This is a genomic window from Longirhabdus pacifica (assembly GCF_004115085.1).
Lineage (GTDB): Bacteria > Bacillota > Bacilli > Paenibacillales > DSM-105158 > Longirhabdus > Longirhabdus pacifica.
In genome coordinates this window covers 20,192-38,711 of record NZ_QXJP01000018.1, presented here as the reverse complement: position 1 = coordinate 38,711, position 18,520 = coordinate 20,192, and the positions used below count along the sequence as shown (strand labels likewise).

The 18,520-nt window shown below is 37.1% G+C and carries 16 protein-coding genes, 1 other RNA gene and 1 other annotated feature; of the genes, 14 read left to right on the top strand and 3 right to left on the bottom strand.

Annotated features, from left to right (window positions below):
- Positions 1-42: 42 nt before the first annotated feature.
- Positions 43-221: a binding site (T-box leader), on the top strand.
- A gap of 73 nt (positions 222-294) precedes the next feature.
- The 9 genes from glyQ (at position 295) to rnpB (ending at position 10,560) form a co-directional block, all read left to right on the top strand.
- Positions 295-1,185 (top strand): glycine--tRNA ligase subunit alpha, encoded by an 891-nt coding sequence (gene glyQ / locus D1Z92_RS12650; protein WP_128896042.1) that lies wholly within the window; start codon positions 295-297, stop codon positions 1,183-1,185.
- Positions 1,178-3,247 carry a glycine--tRNA ligase subunit beta gene (gene glyS / locus D1Z92_RS12645; protein WP_128896041.1) on the top strand — a complete coding sequence of 690 codons (2,070 nt, stop codon included), beginning with the start codon at positions 1,178-1,180 and terminating at the stop codon, positions 3,245-3,247. Before glyQ ends, glyS begins: the two co-directional genes overlap by 8 nt.
- Positions 3,248-3,263: 16 nt before the next feature.
- Positions 3,264-4,070, top strand: coding sequence for a pyruvate, water dikinase regulatory protein (locus D1Z92_RS12640; protein ID WP_128896040.1), 807 nt, complete (start codon positions 3,264-3,266; stop codon positions 4,068-4,070).
- Positions 4,071-4,259: 189 nt separating this feature from the next.
- Positions 4,260-4,739, top strand: a complete 480-nt coding sequence (locus D1Z92_RS12635; RefSeq protein ID WP_128896074.1) for a YaiI/YqxD family protein — start codon at positions 4,260-4,262, stop codon at positions 4,737-4,739.
- Between the two features lie 42 nt (positions 4,740-4,781).
- A complete protein-coding gene (gene dnaG / locus D1Z92_RS12630) occupies positions 4,782-6,614 on the top strand; it encodes a DNA primase (protein WP_128896039.1) in 1,833 nt (610 codons plus the stop codon).
- A 159-nt stretch (positions 6,615-6,773) separates the two neighbouring features.
- A complete protein-coding gene (gene rpoD / locus D1Z92_RS12625) occupies positions 6,774-7,892 on the top strand; it encodes an RNA polymerase sigma factor RpoD (protein WP_128896038.1) in 1,119 nt (372 codons plus the stop codon).
- 308 nt (positions 7,893-8,200) lie between these two features.
- Positions 8,201-8,971, top strand: a complete 771-nt coding sequence (locus D1Z92_RS12620; protein WP_128896073.1) for a tRNA (adenine(22)-N(1))-methyltransferase — start codon at positions 8,201-8,203, stop codon at positions 8,969-8,971.
- Complete coding sequence (locus D1Z92_RS12615) at positions 8,947-10,062, top strand: Nif3-like dinuclear metal center hexameric protein (RefSeq protein ID WP_128896037.1); 1,116 nt, start codon at positions 8,947-8,949, stop codon at positions 10,060-10,062. Before D1Z92_RS12620 ends, D1Z92_RS12615 begins: the two co-directional genes overlap by 25 nt.
- Positions 10,063-10,161: 99 nt before the next feature.
- Positions 10,162-10,560: RNase P RNA component class A (rnpB, locus tag D1Z92_RS12610), an RNA gene on the top strand.
- Positions 10,561-10,624: 64 nt separating this feature from the next.
- On the opposite strand, the gene D1Z92_RS12605 is transcribed toward rnpB, so the two are convergent.
- Positions 10,625-12,448 carry a S8 family peptidase gene (locus tag D1Z92_RS12605; RefSeq protein WP_128896036.1) on the bottom strand — a complete coding sequence of 608 codons (1,824 nt, stop codon included), beginning with the start codon at positions 12,446-12,448 and terminating at the stop codon, positions 10,625-10,627.
- A gap of 212 nt (positions 12,449-12,660) precedes the next feature.
- On the opposite strand from D1Z92_RS12605, the gene D1Z92_RS12600 reads away from it, so the two are divergent.
- The 3 genes from D1Z92_RS12600 (at position 12,661) to D1Z92_RS12590 (ending at position 13,910) form a co-directional block, all read left to right on the top strand.
- Positions 12,661-13,161 (top strand): DUF3907 family protein, encoded by a 501-nt coding sequence (locus tag D1Z92_RS12600; protein ID WP_128896035.1) that lies wholly within the window; start codon positions 12,661-12,663, stop codon positions 13,159-13,161.
- Between the two features lie 131 nt (positions 13,162-13,292).
- Positions 13,293-13,508, top strand: a complete 216-nt coding sequence (locus D1Z92_RS12595; RefSeq protein WP_128896034.1) for a DUF1540 domain-containing protein — start codon at positions 13,293-13,295, stop codon at positions 13,506-13,508.
- Positions 13,509-13,544: 36 nt separating this feature from the next.
- Entirely contained in the window at positions 13,545-13,910 is a 366-nt protein-coding gene (locus D1Z92_RS12590) for a hypothetical protein (protein ID WP_128896033.1), read from the top strand.
- A gap of 79 nt (positions 13,911-13,989) precedes the next feature.
- On the opposite strand, the gene cysP is transcribed toward D1Z92_RS12590, so the two are convergent.
- Positions 13,990-15,012: a sulfate permease gene (cysP, locus tag D1Z92_RS12585; RefSeq protein WP_128896032.1), complete on the bottom strand. Its 1,023-nt coding sequence runs from the start codon at positions 15,010-15,012 to the stop codon at positions 13,990-13,992.
- A 209-nt stretch (positions 15,013-15,221) separates the two neighbouring features.
- On the opposite strand from cysP, the gene D1Z92_RS12580 reads away from it, so the two are divergent.
- Entirely contained in the window at positions 15,222-16,376 is a 1,155-nt protein-coding gene (locus tag D1Z92_RS12580) for a cysteine desulfurase family protein (RefSeq protein WP_128896031.1), read from the top strand.
- Positions 16,377-16,381: 5 nt separating this feature from the next.
- Entirely contained in the window at positions 16,382-17,581 is a 1,200-nt protein-coding gene (thiI, locus tag D1Z92_RS12575; protein ID WP_128896030.1) for a tRNA uracil 4-sulfurtransferase ThiI, read from the top strand.
- Positions 17,582-17,648: 67 nt separating this feature from the next.
- Here thiI and D1Z92_RS12570 read toward each other — a convergent pair whose 3' ends face one another.
- Positions 17,649-18,332 (bottom strand): TerC family protein, encoded by a 684-nt coding sequence (locus D1Z92_RS12570; protein ID WP_128896029.1) that lies wholly within the window; start codon positions 18,330-18,332, stop codon positions 17,649-17,651.
- Between the last annotated feature and the right edge of the window lie 188 nt (positions 18,333-18,520).

Sequence of the window (18,520 nt, the reverse complement as noted above, 5' to 3'; positions counted from 1 at the left end):
AAAATATGATTGGGATGTGCTAATATTTAAATTCATTAATGATACGTTACGGTGATGGAAATGAGTAGCTATTTTTCAGTTGGCTAGCGAGTCAGGGGTGGTGGAAGCCTGATCAACTCAAATAGTGAACGGCCTTCCTGAGTACATGCAAGATAAAGTGGATAGTTATAAGCTTTAACTATCAAATAGGGTGGAACCGCGGGAAACCTCTCGTCCCTATGTCAACATTACGACATAGGGATCAGAGGTTTTTTTGTATACATATATCCCTATGCCAAAGAGGAGGATATTGTATTGAACTTTCAAAAAATGATTTTTACTTTACAGCAATTTTGGTCTGAGCATCATTGCATCATTGTACAGCCCTACGATGTAGAAAAGGGTGCGGGAACGTTGAATCCGATGACTTTTCTCAAAAGTATTGGTCCTGAACCTTGGAATGTAGCTTATGCAGAACCTTCAAGAAGACCTGCTGATGGTAGGTATGGAGATAACCCGAACCGATTGTATCAACATCATCAATTTCAAGTTATCTTGAAACCATCGCCAGATGATATTCAGGAAATGTATTTGGACAGTCTACGTGCACTTGGTATCGATCCGTTGAAACACGATATTCGCTTCGTAGAAGATAACTGGGAACATCCAGCTTTGGGCGCATGGGGACTAGGATGGGAAGTGTGGTTGGACGGAATGGAAATTACCCAATTCACCTATTTTCAACAAGTTGGTGGTATTGATGCCAACCCAGTATCCGTGGAAATTACGTATGGTCTAGAAAGATTAGCTTCTTACATTCAAAATAAGGAAAGCGTGTATGATTTGGAATGGTCTGACGGTGTGCGTTATGGTGATATTTTCCATCAAGCAGAATTCGAACATTCTAAATACACCTTCGAACATTCGGACACTAAAATGTTGTTTACGCTATTCAATATGTTTGAGGAAGAGGCTAAAAACGCATTAGAGGAGTCATTAGTGTTACCGGCCTATGATTATGTCCTCAAATGCTCCCATACGTTTAATTTGCTAGATGCCAGAGGCGCAATCAGTGTGACTGAAAGAACAGGGTATATTACGAGAGTGAGAAAATTAGCAAGACAGTGTGCGAAAAACTACCTCGAAGAAAGAGAACGACTTGATTTCCCATTATTAAAAAAGCAGGGAGGAAACATGAATGACTAAACATCTATTAATTGAAATTGGAATGGAAGAAATTCCTGCTAGGTTCGTACGTGGAGCAATAAATCAATTTCATGAAAAACTTGATGCGTGGTTGAACGAGTCACGTATTCATTTTTCCTCCAGTAAAATATATGCAACACCCCGCAGAATTGCGGTGATGTTTCATGATGTTTCGGATAGACAAGAAGATACAAGTGAAGAAGTAAAAGGTCCTTCTAGAAAGATTGCAGAAGATGAGAACGGATCTTGGACGAAAGCTGCACTAGGATTTGCCAAAAGTCAAGGTGTGAATGAAGAAGCGTTATTTTATAAAACGATAAAAGATGTAGAGTATGTGCATGCGGTAAAGAATACAGAAGGTGTAGACACTTTTGAATTATTATCCAAACATTTGAAGGACATGATTTTGTCTTTGCAATTTCCTAAAAACATGAGATGGGGCAACTATAACATCAAATTTATTCGTCCTATCCGCTGGATGACAGCAATGTATGGGGAACAAGTTATTCCTTTTGAAATTGCAGGTACTACGACTTCTAACAGCAGTAAAGGGCATCGCTTTTTAGGTCACGACATTGAACTCCGTGATGTAAACGAATATGCGGAAAAATTGGAGCAGCAATTTGTCATTGCCGATATAGAGAAGCGTAAGCACATGATTGTGGAGCAAATTAAACAGCTAGAAGCAGACAACGACTGGCATATTCCAATCGATGAAAGCCTTTTAGAAGAAGTGTTGTTCTTAGTGGAGTATCCAACAGCATTAGCAGGACAATTTGAAGAAGAGTTTTTAACGATACCGAAAGAAGTATTGATTACATCCATGCGTGAACACCAACGTTACTTTCCTGTATTAAATAAAGAAGGAGAGTTACTGCCATTTTTCGTTACGGTTAGAAACGGAAATGAAGATGGAATAGAGCAAGTCGCAAAAGGAAATGCCAAAGTGTTAAGAGCAAGATTGGCTGATGCTCGCTTTTTCTATGAAGAAGATCAAAAAATGTCTATCGATTCTGCTATTGCTCGCTTAGAGAAAATAGTTTTCCACGATGAATTAGGTACGATTGGTGATAAAGTGAGAAGAATGAAACATATCGCTGAATCGTTATCCACTCATTTACAGTTGGATGAACCAACGACTGAGCAAGTGAAGAGAGCGACTTGTATTTGCAAATTCGATCTTGTTTCTCAAATGGTCGGTGAATTTCCAGAACTGCAAGGTACGATGGGAAAAGACTACGCGCTTAAAGCGGGAGAAGATCAAGTGGTAGCAGATGCTATTTTTGAACATTATCAGCCGAGATTCGCTGGAGATGCTACACCTAAGTCCATCGTTGGTGCTGTCTTAAGTTTGGCCGATAAAGTGGATACGTTAGTAGGATGTTTTTCTATTGGAATTATTCCTACAGGATCACAAGATCCTTATGCACTTCGAAGACAAGCAGCTGGAATCGTGCAAATATTAAAAGATGCAAAATTAGACCTATCCATTTCAGCATTATTACAGATTGCAGTGGAAGCGCACAATAGAGCAAACTTATTGAAAAAAGAAGCTAACAAATTACAGAGTGAATTAACTCAATTTATTGCGCTTCGAGTGAAGAATACGCTTATGGATATCGCTCGTTATGATATCGTAGATGCCGTAATGGAAAGTGGTTTTGATTATATTGAACTAACGATGAGCAAAACGAATACATTAAAGCATTTCATAACTGAAGAAGTGAAACCAACAGTGGAAGCATTCAACAGAGTTTCTAACTTAGCAGAAAAAGCAGATTCCGATCAAATTAATGTACAATTGTTGGAGGAAGGGCCAGAAGCACAGTTGCATCAGATGCTTATGGATGTCGAAAGTAAAATGGAGGAAGCCCTTCAACAAAAACAAATCGAAAAAGCGCTGCAGTATTTGACAGAATTAGAACAACCTATTACTACATTTTTTGATCATGTGATGGTGATGGTAGATGATGAAGCGTTGAGAGTGAACAGATTAGCATTGTTACATCGTGTTGGCGCATTAATTCATAGCTTTGCTGATTTCAAAAAAATAGTGTGGTAAGGAAGGACGTATCTTCATGTCAACAAGTGATTCACTCATTGTGTATGTGATATCGGATTCAGCTGGTGAAACAGGTGAATCCGTGGTGAAAGCGGCAATTGCTCAATTCACTTGTAGAAATTTTGAAATTCAGAGAATCCCTTTTATAAAAACGAAAGACGACATTGATCAAGTGATGAGAACAATAAAAGATACAGATGGTATGATCGTATTTACGCTCGTTATTCCCAGTCTTCGAGATCATGTATTGAAGCAGTCGAGAGAGCTAAATATAGAATGCATTGACATTTTAGGTCCTATTGTTGGAAGTTTAGAACAAAGGCTGGGAGAGCCTTCAAGGCGAAAACCAGGTGTCATCCATCGACTGGATGCAGGATATTTTAAACGCGTGGCTGCAGTTGAATTTGCCGTCAAATATGATGATATGAAAGACACAAAAGGGATACTTAAAGCAGACATCGTATTAGTTGGTGTTTCTCGTACTTCCAAGACACCGCTATCCATGTATTTAGCTAATAAAAAGTACAAGGTAGCTAACGTTCCATTAATACCAGAGATAGAACCACCGAGCGAGTTGTTTGAGATTTCTCCTGACAAAGTGATTGGCCTCGTTATTCAAAATGAGGCACTAAATGTAATCAGGAAAGAACGGTTGAGAGCACTTGGACTAAAAGAAGATGCCAAATATGCTCAGATGGATCGTATTGAACAAGAATTAATATTTGCTGAAAAAGTGATGGATAAAATAAAATGTCCTGTTATTGATGTTTCCAATAAGGCAATAGAAGAAACAGCAAGCATCATTTTAAACTTAATGAATTAATATAAGATATGACACGAAGGTAAGCCAAAAAAAGTAGAAACTTACAGTAGCTAAACACGTATAAAAACTAAGTTTCCAAAAAAAATCTCCAAGTAAATCGGTATGTTATATAGATTTATTAATATTTTTCATTTCGTGAGCAGGATTTTTTATTTTATTATCGTATATAATAACGTAAATACTTATATTATGGTGATAAAAATAGAACAAAACAGTAGTATTATCATTTATGTCGACGCAGACGCTTGTCCTGTTAAACAAGAAATCATAGAGACAGCTCAGCTTTTCAGTGCTACGGTTAAGATGGTAGCCTCCTATAATCATTTGTTGGAGGCTTCTCCTCATGTAGAGTTGATTCAAGTTGATGCAAGTGATCAATCCGCTGACTTGTATATTGCAAATGCGGCAAACAAGCAGTGTATTGTGATTACACAGGATTTAGGCTTGGCAGCTTTGGCTATAAGCAAAAAATCACAGGTTATTTCTTTTCGAGGTTCACTTTATCATGTGGATAATATTGATAGGCATTTAGTATCAAGACATGAAAAAGCGAAGTTAAGAAGGAGGAAAATATATACAAAAGGTCCCAAGCCCTTTGATCTAAAGGACAGAATAAATTTCCAACAATCTTTGACAAAAGTTTTAAAAAAAATGCAGGAAAAAGAGTAAAAGAAGCGAATAATAACATACAGATATTAAAGGTGGTTTGTCATGAACAATGATGCTAGTCATGATAATTTTGTACAATCCGTACTAAAGCATCATAATATCGTAGATATTGTTGGGAAATATGTATCACTTTCAAAGCAAGGTAAAAACTATATAGGTCTGTGTCCATTTCATTCTGAAAAGTCACCATCGTTTCATGTTTCACATGATTTGCAGATCTTCAAGTGTTTTGGTTGTCAAATCGGTGGGGACGCCATTAAATTTTTAATGGAAATTGAAGGTTACAGCTTTCGTGAGACGATGACGTTGTTAGCGGAAGAAGCAGGCATTGCTGTACATCTGCAAAATGAGTCACAATCACCAGAGCAAAAACAAAAGATAAAAAGCTTGGATGCAAACGAACAAGCTGCGAAATTTTTTGAAGCGGTATTGCACCAAACAGATCAAGGTAAATCCGCTTTGCAATATGTAAGTGTAGAAAGAGGTTTCACAGCAAAGGCCATAAGAGAGTTTCGCTTAGGTTATGCACCAACTATGCGCTCTTCTTTGAGTGAGTATTTACAGAAAAGAGAGTTTAACCTAAATGAATTAACAACTTTAGGATTGATAAAAATGGTGAACAATCAGCCTCTTGATGCGTTTCGTGATCGGCTTATGTTCCCTATTTGTAATGCATCAGGCAAGGTTGTCGCATTTGCTGGAAGGTTGTTAAATCATGGTAATGGACCTAAATATATTAACACCATCGAAACAAATCTTTTTAACAAGAGTAAAACATTATATAACTTGCACTTAGCACGGTCTGAAGCCCGAAAAAAACAACAATTTGTGCTTTTCGAAGGTTACTTTGATGTTATTCGTGCTTGGGAGGCTGGAGTGCTCAATGGTGTTGCAGCTATGGGCACATCGTTAACGGAGTATCATATCTCATTGATGAAAAGATATGCTAAAGAAGTCATATTATGCTATGACGGGGATCAAGCCGGAGTTAACGCTGCAATGAAAAGTATGACAATGTTAGAGAAACAGCAATTAGCGGTGAAAGTGGCAATATTGCCTGAAGCTCAAGATCCTGATGATTTTATTGTTTCTCATGGTCATTCCACATTTACGAATGAAATCTTAAGTAATGCATTGCCATCAACTGACTTCAAGTTGCATATGCTAAAGAAACAGAGTAATTTAACGCATCGAGACGGAAAGCTGAAATACATTCGTTCATCACTTCAAATCATTGCTAATCTAACTACACCGACACAACGAGAGGTTTATTTAAAACAATTGTCTCAAGAACAAGACATACAGTTTGAAACACTGAAACATGAAATGTATGAAATAAGGAAACAATTAGAAAAAAACAAACCTGTCGGGGATAATATACAGAAACCGTGGAATAATGTTACGAATGAAAGAAATATAGGAAAACCTTCAACTATGTTAACTTCCTATCAAGTTGCAGAAAAAAAACTTCTTCAATTAATGATGCAGAGTAAAGAGATTACTTCTTATGTACAAGAGCATTTAGGTTCCCTTTTTTACGTCGAAGTTCATGCAGCAATAGCTGCACATTTATATGCTTATTTTGCCGACAATGAGACTATGGAGGCAAACAAATTTTTATCTTCATTACAAGAGCGTCAATTAGAAAATGCTGCAAGTTCGTTATTAATGGAAAGTGAAGGGGTCACTAGTTCTACCGCTGTTATTCATGATTATATTAATGTTATAAAAAAATATCCACAACAGCAACAGTTAGAGCAAAAAAAACAAGAATTGATGAAAGCAGATAAAGCTGGAGATCTAGAAAAAGCGGCACAGATTGGAATCGAAATAATAACACTTAGTAAACAACTCAAACAAAACGTGACAGAATAGTGTTTGCTGTTCTGCACGTTTTAAAAGTGTTATGTTGCAATGTAACAAGTTTTGGATACAGTAAAGTGAAATATTTCCCTAGTGAAGAGACTTACATCCTGTTCATAATGAAATGTAACAGCTAGACAATCTTCATTTAGGGAGGAGGGAGTTGGACGTATGACTAAAGAACAGCATACTGACATAGAATCAGAATTGAGTTTGGAACAAGTAAAAGAACAACTGATTGAGCAGGGTAAAAAGCAAACGACACTGACGTATAAAGATATTATGGAAAAACTGAGTCACTTTGATCAAGACCCTGATCAAATCGATGATTTTTTTGAAACCCTTTCTGAACAAGGGATAGAAGTGGTTAATACGGACGATAATATCATCTCATCAAACAATGATAACGATGATAATCAAGACTTCAATATTGGTAGTGATATTTTATTACCACCAGGAATCAAAATCAGTGACCCTGTTAGAATGTATTTAAAAGAAATTGGTAGGGTTCCTCTTTTATCAGCTAAAGATGAAGTGAGTTTGGCAATTCGAATTGAAGCCGGAGATGAAGAGGCGAAAAAACGATTAACCGAAGCCAATTTACGTCTAGTCGTTAGTATAGCTAAACGTTATGTAGGTAGAGGTATGTTGTTTTTGGACCTTATCCAAGAAGGAAATATGGGTCTAATTAAAGCGGTGGAAAAGTTTGACCACACAAAAGGGTATAAGTTTAGTACATATGCGACTTGGTGGATTCGTCAAGCGATTACGAGAGCAATCGCCGATCAAGCTAGAACGATCCGTATTCCAGTTCATATGGTCGAAACAATCAACAAATTGCACAGAGTATCTCGCCAATTATTACAAGATCTTGGGCGTGAACCAACACCAGAGGAAATAGCGAGTGAAATGGAGCTTGGTGTAGAAAAGGTAAGAGAAATATTGAAAATAGCACAGGAGCCAGTTTCATTAGAAACTCCAATAGGGGAAGAAGATGATTCACATCTTGGAGATTTTATTGAGGATCAAGATGCTTTAGCTCCTTCAGATGCTGCAGCTTACGAATTGCTACGAGAGCAATTAGAAGGTGTATTAGACACGCTAACAGAGAGAGAAGAGAATGTACTTCGTCTGCGTTTTGGGTTAAACGATGGAAGAACAAGAACGTTAGAAGAAGTCGGAAAAGTTTTCGGTGTTACAAGAGAAAGAATTAGACAAATTGAGGCGAAAGCACTTCGTAAATTGAGACATCCAAGTCGAAGCAAAAAATTAAAGGATTTCTTGGAATAGGTCTTTTAATTTCAGCTTAGCACTTTACATGTGATAAAATTATACATTGCTATGCATAATGTTACATCAGTTATTTCATCATTATATCATTTGTACTTATTTATATCCGCATAAAAGCTTCGTTAAGAAGCTTTTTTTGCAGTTTTCAACATGAAATGATTCACTATATTATGCATAGTATTGTATTTGTAAAGATATGTAATGGAATCTTTATACTGTTATTTTATCTCTTTTTAATTTTGAAAGCAAATATAACATAAGTTAATTTTTACGTTAATTGATGTAATGATTAGGTGAGGTTGAATGTGATGACAGTTCTTATTTCGAAAAGGCTGCAAAGAATTGCAGCGCAAATACCATATGAATGTTCCGTTGCTGATATTGGTTCAGATCATGCCTTGTTACCTACCTATTTGATTCAAAAAGGCATTGCTTCTAATGCGGTTGCAGGAGAAGTAAACAAAGGTCCTTTCGAAGCAGCAGCTAGGCAAGTGAAGCAAAGTAAATTAGAGACTCGCATTGATGTCCGTCATGGGGATGGTTTAGATGTAATACAAAAAGACGAGGTTGATGTCATTTGTATTGCAGGGATGGGAGGAAGCTTAATTGTTTCCATTCTTTCTGCTGGTATGGACAAACTTCATGGTGTCAAAAAGCTTGTTCTTCAACCGAATGTCGCAGAAGAAAGAGTAAGAGAATGGCTAGATGATCATGGATGGTTTTTATCTGGAGAAGAAGTGATAGAAGAAGATGGAAAATTTTACGTTATTCTCGTTGCGATACCGAATCCACTAGTGGAAGAACATATGCAGAAAGAGCTTTATCCTGCAACATTGCATTTACCATGCGGGGTACTTGTTCAACGACAGTACATTATGTTAATGGGCCCTTATTGTCTCCAATATCCAACTTCTGATTTTTTTAGAAAATGGGAATGGGAAATGGCTAAGTTGCATAGAGTTGTTTCACAATTAAGTCAATCAGAAAGAGAAGATGCAGGCAAAAAGAAAGAAAGTATTGTGCAGAAAATAAAGGATTTGGAGGAGGTTTGTTTATGTTTGCAAAAGGCGCAACCATAGCACAGTGGATTGAACAATTTGCACCAAAATCATTGGCAGTGCCAAACGATCCTATTGGGCTACAAATCGGCTCATTCCAGAAGGAAGTCAAAAAAGTACTGGTGACGCTGGACGTAACAGAAAAAGTAGTAGATGAAGCAATTGCTATGGGAGTTAATTTTATTTTTGCTCACCACGCTGTGATGTTTAGACCGATGAAGCATATTCAAACCGATACGCCTTCAGGCAGTTTAGTCGAGAAATGTATGAAACATGATATTGCTATTTATATTGCCCATACTAATTTAGATATTGCGAATGGCGGTATCAATGATATGCTGGCTGATGCACTATCTTTACAACATGTCGGAATTTTACATACTACCTTCACAGAATCCATTTATAAATTAGCTGTATTCGTGCCAGAAGAGAACAAAGAAGAAGTGTTTAACGCCGTATGTCATGCTGGTGCTGGATCTATTGGAGATTATAGTCACTGTACATTTCAGAGTGCTGGGCTCGGAACTTTTTCTCCGCTAGCTGGAAGTCAACCATACATAGGGAAGCAAGGTAAGTTGGAAACGGTAAGCGAAGTAAAGCTAGAAACCGTTGTACCTGAGAGTAAATTAAAAAAAGTGCTGCATGCCATGAAAAAAGCACATCCGTACGAAGAAGTCGCTTACGATTTATATGTGTTAAATGTTGAGGGTAAAGCGTATGGTTTAGGGCGTGTAGGGAAATTAGAGCAACCTTTAAAGCTGGCTGATTTTGTTCAAATGGTAAAACAACAATTCGATGTACCTATGCTGCGTGTTGTAGGAAATATGGAGCAACAAGTACAAAAAATAGGTGTATTAGGTGGATCAGGTGCGAAGTATATGTCCGATGCTATTTTCAAAGGATGCGATGCTTATATTACAGGAGATATTGACTTCCATACGGCTCAAGATGCGCTTGCAGCAGGATTGATTTTGATTGACCCTGGTCATCATATTGAAAAAATTATGATACAACAGATGGCAGCATATCTGGAAGAGCGGTTGTTAGAACATAAAAGTAATACAAAAGTAGTGGGTACAGCACAAAATACAGAACCATTTCAGTTTGTATAACGTTCCGAGTTGCGGAAAAGCGGCAAATAAGATGGGAGATTTAGCAATATTTTAAGGTTGCATATTGCGACTAATATGTGTATACTTTGTAACTGTTAGAAAGTTTGACGGACAATCGCTGGTGAATTTCACGAGAGGAAAGTCCGGGCTCCATAGGGCAGGATGCTGGATAACGTCCAGTCAGCGCGAGCTGAAGGATAGTGCCACAGAAATGGACCGCCGATGGCGTGTATACACGCACAGGCAAGGGTGGAACCGTGGTGTAAGAGACCACGAGGGGATATGGTGACATATTTCCTGGTAAACCCCATCTGGAGCAAGACCTAGAGTAACGCAGTATGATGAACATACAGCCTTGACCCGAGGTGCGTAAGGTTGGTCGCTTGAGCGATATAGCAATATATGGCCTAGATAGATGATTGTCTCTTCGATGGTGGGAGGATGGTTTCCGCTTGTACCACTGGAAGAACAGAACCCGGCTTACGGCAAACTTTCTATAACCTTATATTGATAAAGGGCAGTCCTCATCGGGCTGCCCTTTAAGTTTTACTACAATTTTTTATTATGGATGAGATGAGGCGTATTCTAAAGCACGATTGACATTAATTTGACCGTAGCCAAAATCTTTGTCTTTTCCCTCACTTCCTAAGTCATCACATGATTGGCGAATAATATTCATGACTTCTTCATTTGTAAGATCTGGACGATTAGATAAAATCATCGCTGCTAGTGCAGTCACATGTGGACTAGCCATCGATGTACCAGATAGAGAAGCATATTGATTGCCAGGATACGTGCTTGGAATGTTTTCTCCAGGAGCAGTGATATCTACATAATCGCCAAAGTTAGAGAAAACAGCTCGATTTTTTTGTTCATTCGTAGCAGATACAGCTAAAACTTGTGGGTAAGCCGCGGGATAGCCCGGTTGTTCTGTACTGTCGTTGCCTGTAGCAGCAACAAGGACAACATTTTTCTCGTAAGCATACTGAACGGCATCTGCTAAAAATTCACTCTGAGCATAATTACCTAAACTCATGTTAATCACACGTGCCCCGTTATCGACTGCCCATATAATGCCAGCTGCTACATCATACGAACTCCCCATTCCTGAATCATCCAATACTTTTACAGGCATAATTTTGTTATACCAACTCATACCAGCTATACCTTCTTCGTTGTTGACTAAAGAAGAAATGATGCCAGCAACATGAGTTCCATGACCTACCTCATCTGATGGTTGCTGATTTTCGTTCAATACATTTTTTCCTTCTAAAAGTTTCCCTTGCAAATCAGAGTGATTTAAATCTACACCCGTATCGATGACAGCAACTTTAATTTCTTCACTGCCTTTGGAATAGTTCCAACCTTCAATCGTATTAATAATCGGTAAATTCCATTGATAACTGTCAAACAAAGCATCATTTGGAATGTTTTCAGGGTTTGTTTTTGTGTTAGAAGGCTCATAATCATCAGTAGGTGTTGATTTTTTATTGAATCCAAAATTGGTGATATACAAATAATGAGGCTCTGTATACAAGATGTCCCAGTTGTTTTCAAAGTAACTTTTGAGTTGTTCCATCTCCATCGTTTTAGATTGAAATACGTAGGTGTATCCTATTTTTTTAGCCGTTGTCGCTTGAATGTCTTGCTTCATCTTTTCCAGTTCATTTTGGGATATCGTAGAAGCAAATTTCACTACAATTTCTTGCTTATGGAAATGACTTACGCCTTTATTCTCTTCGGCACTATCTACTTTTTTTCTTTCTAATGTCTCCCCATCAGCTGATTGAATATTGTATTGATTATCTTGAGGAAATTCTTTAAGTTTTAAATTTTTATTTTGATGTGTTTCTACTTCAGAGCCTGTTTGAAAATTGATGAGCCCAATGAGAGAGTAATTGGTGCCTGGCATGCCTATGACCATACAATCACTCTGATCAATTGGAACAATCGGAGAAGCATACCTTTCCTTTCGAGCTAACGCTTGTCTTGCTTGCTTAATGTACGGTTGCAGCTCTCTACTATTTAGAAGTGGACTAGAAGATGGTGCTGTGCTATTTATATATGGTCTGGTTGTAAGTGAATCGTTTTTTAACGCAATAATTTGCTTCACATTTGGATTTGTTTTTTTAAAGTTAGTTATTTTTTTACTTATGTTTGTTTTGCCTTCATTATTTTGATCAAAATCATACATTAAAGTTTGTAAAGACTTTTGGTACTGTAACGTAGACATTTGAATGGTCATCTCTTTATCTTTTTCTACAATCAGTTGCTTCAAATAACGTTCTTCCTCTACCGTGTTTTCATCCTGGTCCCGGTCCATAAAAAGAAAAAAACTAAATAAAACAACGACACCAATTCCAATGATTAAACCTGATTTTTTCATGTTATCACTCCGCTTTAGTATGTTTGCTTACATGAGACATCGTGTTACTATTAGATTGAGAAATGTGGTGATGGATTATTCATAAATTTAATTTTTGTACCTTTTTTGCATCGTTTTGTGATAACATGGACTTGTAATTTAATCCACTCTGTATGGTGTGGAAACGAACTACGATGTGGGGCGTTGTTTATTTAAGGAGGTCAAATCAGAACATGGTAGAGAGTCAAGTCAAACAGTTATGTAAAGAGACAAAAGAAAGTTTAAAACAAGTTATTTCTTATACTGAAACATTTTTAAATCATCATTCATTGAAAGATTTAGAAAAGAATGGGGAAACAGAATTAGAGCAATTTTACAGTGGATATTTATCTGATTTGCGTCATTTACTTGTATTTTCCGAAGTGGAATATGAGAAGTTAGGCATTGCATTAAGAAGACCAGAATTTAACTTAAAACGTTCAGAAAAAATATTATATAATGTATATCATCGTTGTGTGAACAACTTCTTCTATCCCAAACATGAAAGTTACGCCGAAGATGGAAGATATGCATATACTGGGCAAGATGCAATTTGTTTTCGAAAAAAACCAGATAAAGATGCAAAAGAGTTAACACTAAAGTTATCAAGCATATTTGAAAACATGCGTGAGTCGCTGGCATATTATGAAAATGATTATGTGACACAAAAAAGACTCCAAGGTGAAAGTGTATAACCAATAGTATTAAACATAGAAGTTCTGTATACAAAATGACCACAGCTGTTCTTTGCAACAGCTTTTTTGTGTTGCTTTACAAACGTATATAAACGGAAAAGGAGGGGATATTGTTAACAGGGGGTGACACTATGCCATCAGTGAAATGTGCAGTTTCCAATTGCGTATACCATCAAGTAGGAAATCTTTGTGGTGCAGATACAATTATGATCGACATCGATGAACATGCTAATGCTTCTTATGATCAAGAGTTTGCTGGAGAAAACTTTAGTGATAACCATAAAGATACTGCTAAAAATGAATCGAACACCTGCTGCCATACATTTAAACCAAAGAAAACAAGTTAAGCTAGAACTACGTGTATAGGCAACAGGAGGTTGAAGATGGACAAAGAGCAGAGAAAAGATGAAGAAAATAAGTTAGATGATTTTAATCCTTTGCACCGAGATTTATTTGAAGAAAATGAGGAGTTCTCTGCAGAAGTGATACCAACAGATGTTGTACCAACAAATCCGAGCGACAACATCGCCAGAGAGCAGGGGCAAGAAAGCTCCAATATGATCGGGCTAATTGCGATTATATTGTCAATCTCCTCCTTCTTTATGTTTCCAGCTGTTTTAGGACCAGCTGGAGCTGTGGTAGGTCTAATCACTTATACACAAGGCAATGTTACCTTAGGTATATGGTCTATCGTGCTAGGGTTGACTTCATTTGTAGCTTATTTTATTTTATTACCGCTTTTTATTTAACTTGTTATCAAGCAGTCAAGTTTCATTCAAGTAAAAGAAAAGTAATACAAGTATTAAAGGGTTAACATTTGCCGTCCTTTCAAGGGCGGTTTATTTTTTTGTAATACCATATCATCCATAGGATCACCATACATAAAATCCATTCAGTATTTTGCTTTAATACAAATATTTGGATCAAGCAATACGATAAAAGTAAACTATATAGAGGAGATAAAATCCATACTTTTATAATTTTTCGAATGACAGGTTGATGTCGAATTTCCAGTCCAATTTTTTTGCTTTGAATACCTATAATGCCCAGCGTCGTTGTTTGTGTTAAAGGTACAGGGATACCAAATATAGACGCAGTTAAAATAAGTGTGCCACTAGTGATGGATACGATACTGCCTTGTAGTAAAGATAATGAAGTTATTTTTTTTCCTGTCGTTTCTAATACTCGAAAGCCCATCGTCAATGCGCCTAGTGCCATGAAAATAGAACCCCAAAAAACAGCCGTAGTCACATTCATCATATCTAAATTCATCAAGGGACCAATTGCGTTTGCTACATTGTTCATTCCAGCCGAAAATGCTTCATAACAACCTGAAAAAATAACTAACACAATAAGAAACTTTTTCATTGTGGTTGGATGTTTAATCAGCCATTTTTTTTCATGTGCCGTGGTATAGTGGTTTAATGTATAAGATAAAACAAGAGCTAAAACAGGAATGATCATCCACGTCATTATAATAATAAATAACATATACCAATGAATGACACCATATACGATGCCAACCCCAACAATACTGCCAACTGTTACTTCGCTAGTAGACAAAGGAATGCCCACTACATTTGCGATGAAAAGTGTCAAACAGGCTGACGTAAGAATGATAGCAGTAAGAGGTAAATTAATAATGGATTCTGGCACAATTCCTTCACTGATCGTTTTGACTACCTCAAAACTACCTATATTTGCTCCAAGAAAAGCAAATATTGCTGCTAGAGAAACTGCTAAGTATTTACTTTTCACTGCACCTGATCCATAAGCTGCTCCCATGGATGCGGCTGTACCACTTGCTCCTATATTTGCAGCGAAAAAAAGTGAAATTATAATTGTATACATTACCACTAAAGCTCACCTCTCTGCAATTAAGTTATGGATAAGGGATAGGTAACGTGCATGGATAATATAAATGACAATTGACAATTGCGCTACATAATGGAGAGGTGTAAAATGATATGTTGGAAACAATAAAAATATAGGCTGAAGATGTTGATGTGTTCATTACATCATGCATACATTCATGAGCAGGGGAAAGGTGGGCATACAGTATGTACTACTTCGACCATAGTGCATCTACTCCTCCATATAACGAAGTTGCTGAAGTGTATAAGGAGATTATGGGAAAATATTTCGGTAATCCTTCTTCCATACATCATTTGGGAGTAGAATCTGAAAAATTGCTGAACAAAGCAAGAGAGGTTACTTCTCGTTTATTAAATATAAATACAAAAGAGGTAGTGTTTACTTCTGGAGGAACAGAAAGTAATAATTTAGCGATTAAAGGAATCGCATATGAGTACCAACATCGTGGTAAACATCTTATTACAACCATGATTGAACATGCGAGTGTGTATGAATGTTTCAAGCAACTTGAATCGCAAGGATTCGAAGTCACCTATTTACCAGTAGATGAGCGAGGTTTAGTTTCGTTACAACAATTAAGTGAAGCATTAAGACCAGATACCATTTTAGTCAGCATCATGCATGTCAATAATGAAATGGGAAGTATCCAAATGGTGGAGGCTATTGGAGAATTGTTGCAATCGTTTCCTCATGTTTTATTTCATGTTGATGCGGTACAAAGTATTGGGAAGGTGCACGTTGATCTTCAAAAGTGGCAAGCGGATGCTGTTAGCTTTTCTGCTCACAAATTTGGCGGTCCAAGAGGAGTGGGCCTGCTATATAAGCGCAGTAATGTACAGCTGTCACCTTTATTTGTTGGAGGTGGACAAGAGCACGGTTTTCGTTCTGGTACAGAAAATGTAGCGGGAATAGTGGCCATGACGAAGGCACTTCGTATTTCACTTGAACGACAACCCAATGCATATGATCATATTACAAAGCTAAGAGAAAGATTGCTCCAATGGTTAGGACCATGTGCTGATGTTATGCTGAATACACATGAACAAGCGTTGTTAATGGCACCACATATTGTTAATTTTTCTATACCGGTGACAAAGGCAGAAGTTTTTGTGCATGCATTGGAAAAACATCACATTTACATTTCTACCAAATCAGCATGTTCATCGCATGAAAGTAAACCAAGTCGGGTTATTTTAGCCATGTACCAAGATACCGTACGGGCTAGAAGTGCATTGCGAGTCAGCCTTAGTGATGAACATAGCGAGCATGATATAGATAGGTTAGGCCAGTGCATCAAAGAAACAATAATACAATTCAAAACAGACTTAATTCGAGGGTGAATGACATGATACCAGATCAAATATTATTACGCTTGGGAGAGCTAACTTTAAAAGGAAAAAACCGTTCCAAGTTTGAAAATAGAGCGTTAACAGAAGTTAGTCGAGTCATGGAGGCTTTCCCAAAAACAAAAATAACAAAAACGTTTGGCAGAGTTTATGTGGAGCTGCATGGAGAACCGTATGAAGATATTGCAGATCGTTTGAAAAAAGTGATAGGGATTTCTTCTTTTAGTCCTGTCTATGCTGTTCAGTCAGAGTTGAAGGCAATACAGCAAAAAGCGTTAGAAGTGATGCAGCATTTGAAACATCAACCGAAGACGTTCAAAGTGACGGCCAAAAGAGCGCATAAGCCATTTCCACACGGTTCACAAGAAATGAACCACTTGGTTGGTGGCTATATATTACATCATACAGAATACTTAAAAGTGGATGTACATGAACCTGATTTAGAATTGAAGGTCGAAGTGCGTAAAGAAGGTACCTTCATATTTTCTGAAATCATTCAAGGGGCCAAAGGATTGCCTGTTGGAAGTAGCGGTAAGGCGATGCTCATGTTGTCAGGTGGTATTGATAGTCCTGTTGCAGGTTACTTAGCGATGAGAAGAGGAATAAGAATAGAGGCTGTCCATTTTCATAGCTATCCTTATACTAGTGAAAGAGCAAAACAAAAAGTTATCGACTTAACTAGGAAACTTACTTGTTATACACGTGAAATTCGTCTCCATCTTGTTCCTTTTACAGACATTCAAACGAAGCTTGCACAAGGTGGAAGTGATAACTTGCTGATTACCTTTATGCGAAGAGCAATGTTTAGAATAACGGAAAAATTAGCACATAAAAACGAGGCGATGGCGATTATTACAGGAGAAAACCTCGGTCAAGTTGCTAGTCAAACGATGTCCAGTATTTCAGTAATCAATAAAGTAAATACGATTCCTGTACTTCGTCCACTTATTACGATGGAGAAAGCAGAAATTATTGCAATGTCAAAACAGATTGATACGTATGAGACATCTATTTTACCTTATGAAGATTGCTGTACTATATTTTTACCAAAAAGTCCAGCTACAAATCCTAGTTTGAAAGTCGTGGAGAAACAAGAATCATGGATGAAGTGGCTTGACGAAGAAATTGAAAAAGCAGTGGAACAGACCGAAGTCATTTCCATCAAAGAAGAACAGCCAAGTGAATTGGACTTATTTTAAAACTTCATAAAAAAAGAGATCACATCGTAGTGATCTTTTTTTTCAATATATCATGCTGTTGTTCATATTATGATTGTGTTGGTACAGAGGATTTTTTACTATTCACAATTTTGCCCGTTAATAATACAGTAACTAAACAAATGCCGATCACGAGCCACTTTATCCAGCTTTCGTTGAAAATACCAGCTAATTTTTCTTCCTCTGTAATCATTTTCGCTGCGGTTAAAGCTAAAATACCAGAACCTATATAAATGATGATCGGGTAACGATCAATTAATTTAAGGAATAATGTACTACCCCAAATAATTACGGGTATACTAATGAGAAGTCCTATTACAACTAAGGTGATATTTCCACCTGATGCACCACCGATAGCGATGACATTGTCTAATCCCATCGCTGCATCCGCAACAATAATCGTGCGAATAGCTGAGAATAAGCTGCTGCTTGCTTTGATATCATGTTGTTCATTATCTTCAGTGAGTAGCTTGATAGCAATATAAATAAGAACTAGTCCACCAATAAGCATTAAGTAAGGAATTTGTAGTAAGTATACTACGAAAACAGTAGCGATAATTCGAATAACAATCGCACCGATCATACCCCAAAATATCGCTGATTTCTGCTGCTCTTTTGGTAAGTTTTTTGCAGCTAGTCCGATAACGATAGCGTTATCACCAGCTAATAAAAGATCGATAGCGATGATCGCTAATAAAGCAATTAAAAAATCATTGGAAAAAATCAAGTCCAATGTCTCACACTCTCCTTTGAATCTGCATATTATTTTATATAAGTTGTATGAACAAGTTCATTCAATTTATATAGTATGGGAAAACAAGAAGCAACTATATGTATACACGAATGAACATATGGTATACAGTAAAAAAGAACGTAAGCCTATTTCAACACAGCATGTGTTATTTGTATATGTGCTGAAGT

Excerpts from the sequence above, each read along its gene's own strand:
- glyS (WP_128896041.1), top strand. The coding sequence starts at position 1,178 with ATGACTAAACATCTATTAATTGAAATTGGAATGGAAGAAATTCCTGCT.
- D1Z92_RS12640 (WP_128896040.1), top strand. The coding sequence starts at position 3,264 with ATGTCAACAAGTGATTCACTCATTGTGTATGTGATATCGGATTCAGCT.
- D1Z92_RS12635 (WP_128896074.1), top strand. The coding sequence starts at position 4,260 with ATGGTGATAAAAATAGAACAAAACAGTAGTATTATCATTTATGTCGAC.
- dnaG (WP_128896039.1), top strand. The coding sequence starts at position 4,782 with ATGAACAATGATGCTAGTCATGATAATTTTGTACAATCCGTACTAAAG.
- rpoD (WP_128896038.1), top strand. The coding sequence starts at position 6,774 with ATGACTAAAGAACAGCATACTGACATAGAATCAGAATTGAGTTTGGAA.
- D1Z92_RS12620 (WP_128896073.1), top strand. The coding sequence starts at position 8,201 with ATGACAGTTCTTATTTCGAAAAGGCTGCAAAGAATTGCAGCGCAAATA.
- D1Z92_RS12615 (WP_128896037.1), top strand. The coding sequence starts at position 8,947 with ATGTTTGCAAAAGGCGCAACCATAGCACAGTGGATTGAACAATTTGCA.
- D1Z92_RS12605 (WP_128896036.1), bottom strand. The coding sequence starts at position 12,448 with ATGAAAAAATCAGGTTTAATCATTGGAATTGGTGTCGTTGTTTTATTT.
- D1Z92_RS12600 (WP_128896035.1), top strand. The coding sequence starts at position 12,661 with ATGGTAGAGAGTCAAGTCAAACAGTTATGTAAAGAGACAAAAGAAAGT.
- D1Z92_RS12595 (WP_128896034.1), top strand. The coding sequence starts at position 13,293 with ATGCCATCAGTGAAATGTGCAGTTTCCAATTGCGTATACCATCAAGTA.
- D1Z92_RS12590 (WP_128896033.1), top strand. The coding sequence starts at position 13,545 with ATGGACAAAGAGCAGAGAAAAGATGAAGAAAATAAGTTAGATGATTTT.
- cysP (WP_128896032.1), bottom strand. The coding sequence starts at position 15,012 with ATGTATACAATTATAATTTCACTTTTTTTCGCTGCAAATATAGGAGCA.
- D1Z92_RS12580 (WP_128896031.1), top strand. The coding sequence starts at position 15,222 with ATGTACTACTTCGACCATAGTGCATCTACTCCTCCATATAACGAAGTT.
- thiI (WP_128896030.1), top strand. The coding sequence starts at position 16,382 with ATGATACCAGATCAAATATTATTACGCTTGGGAGAGCTAACTTTAAAA.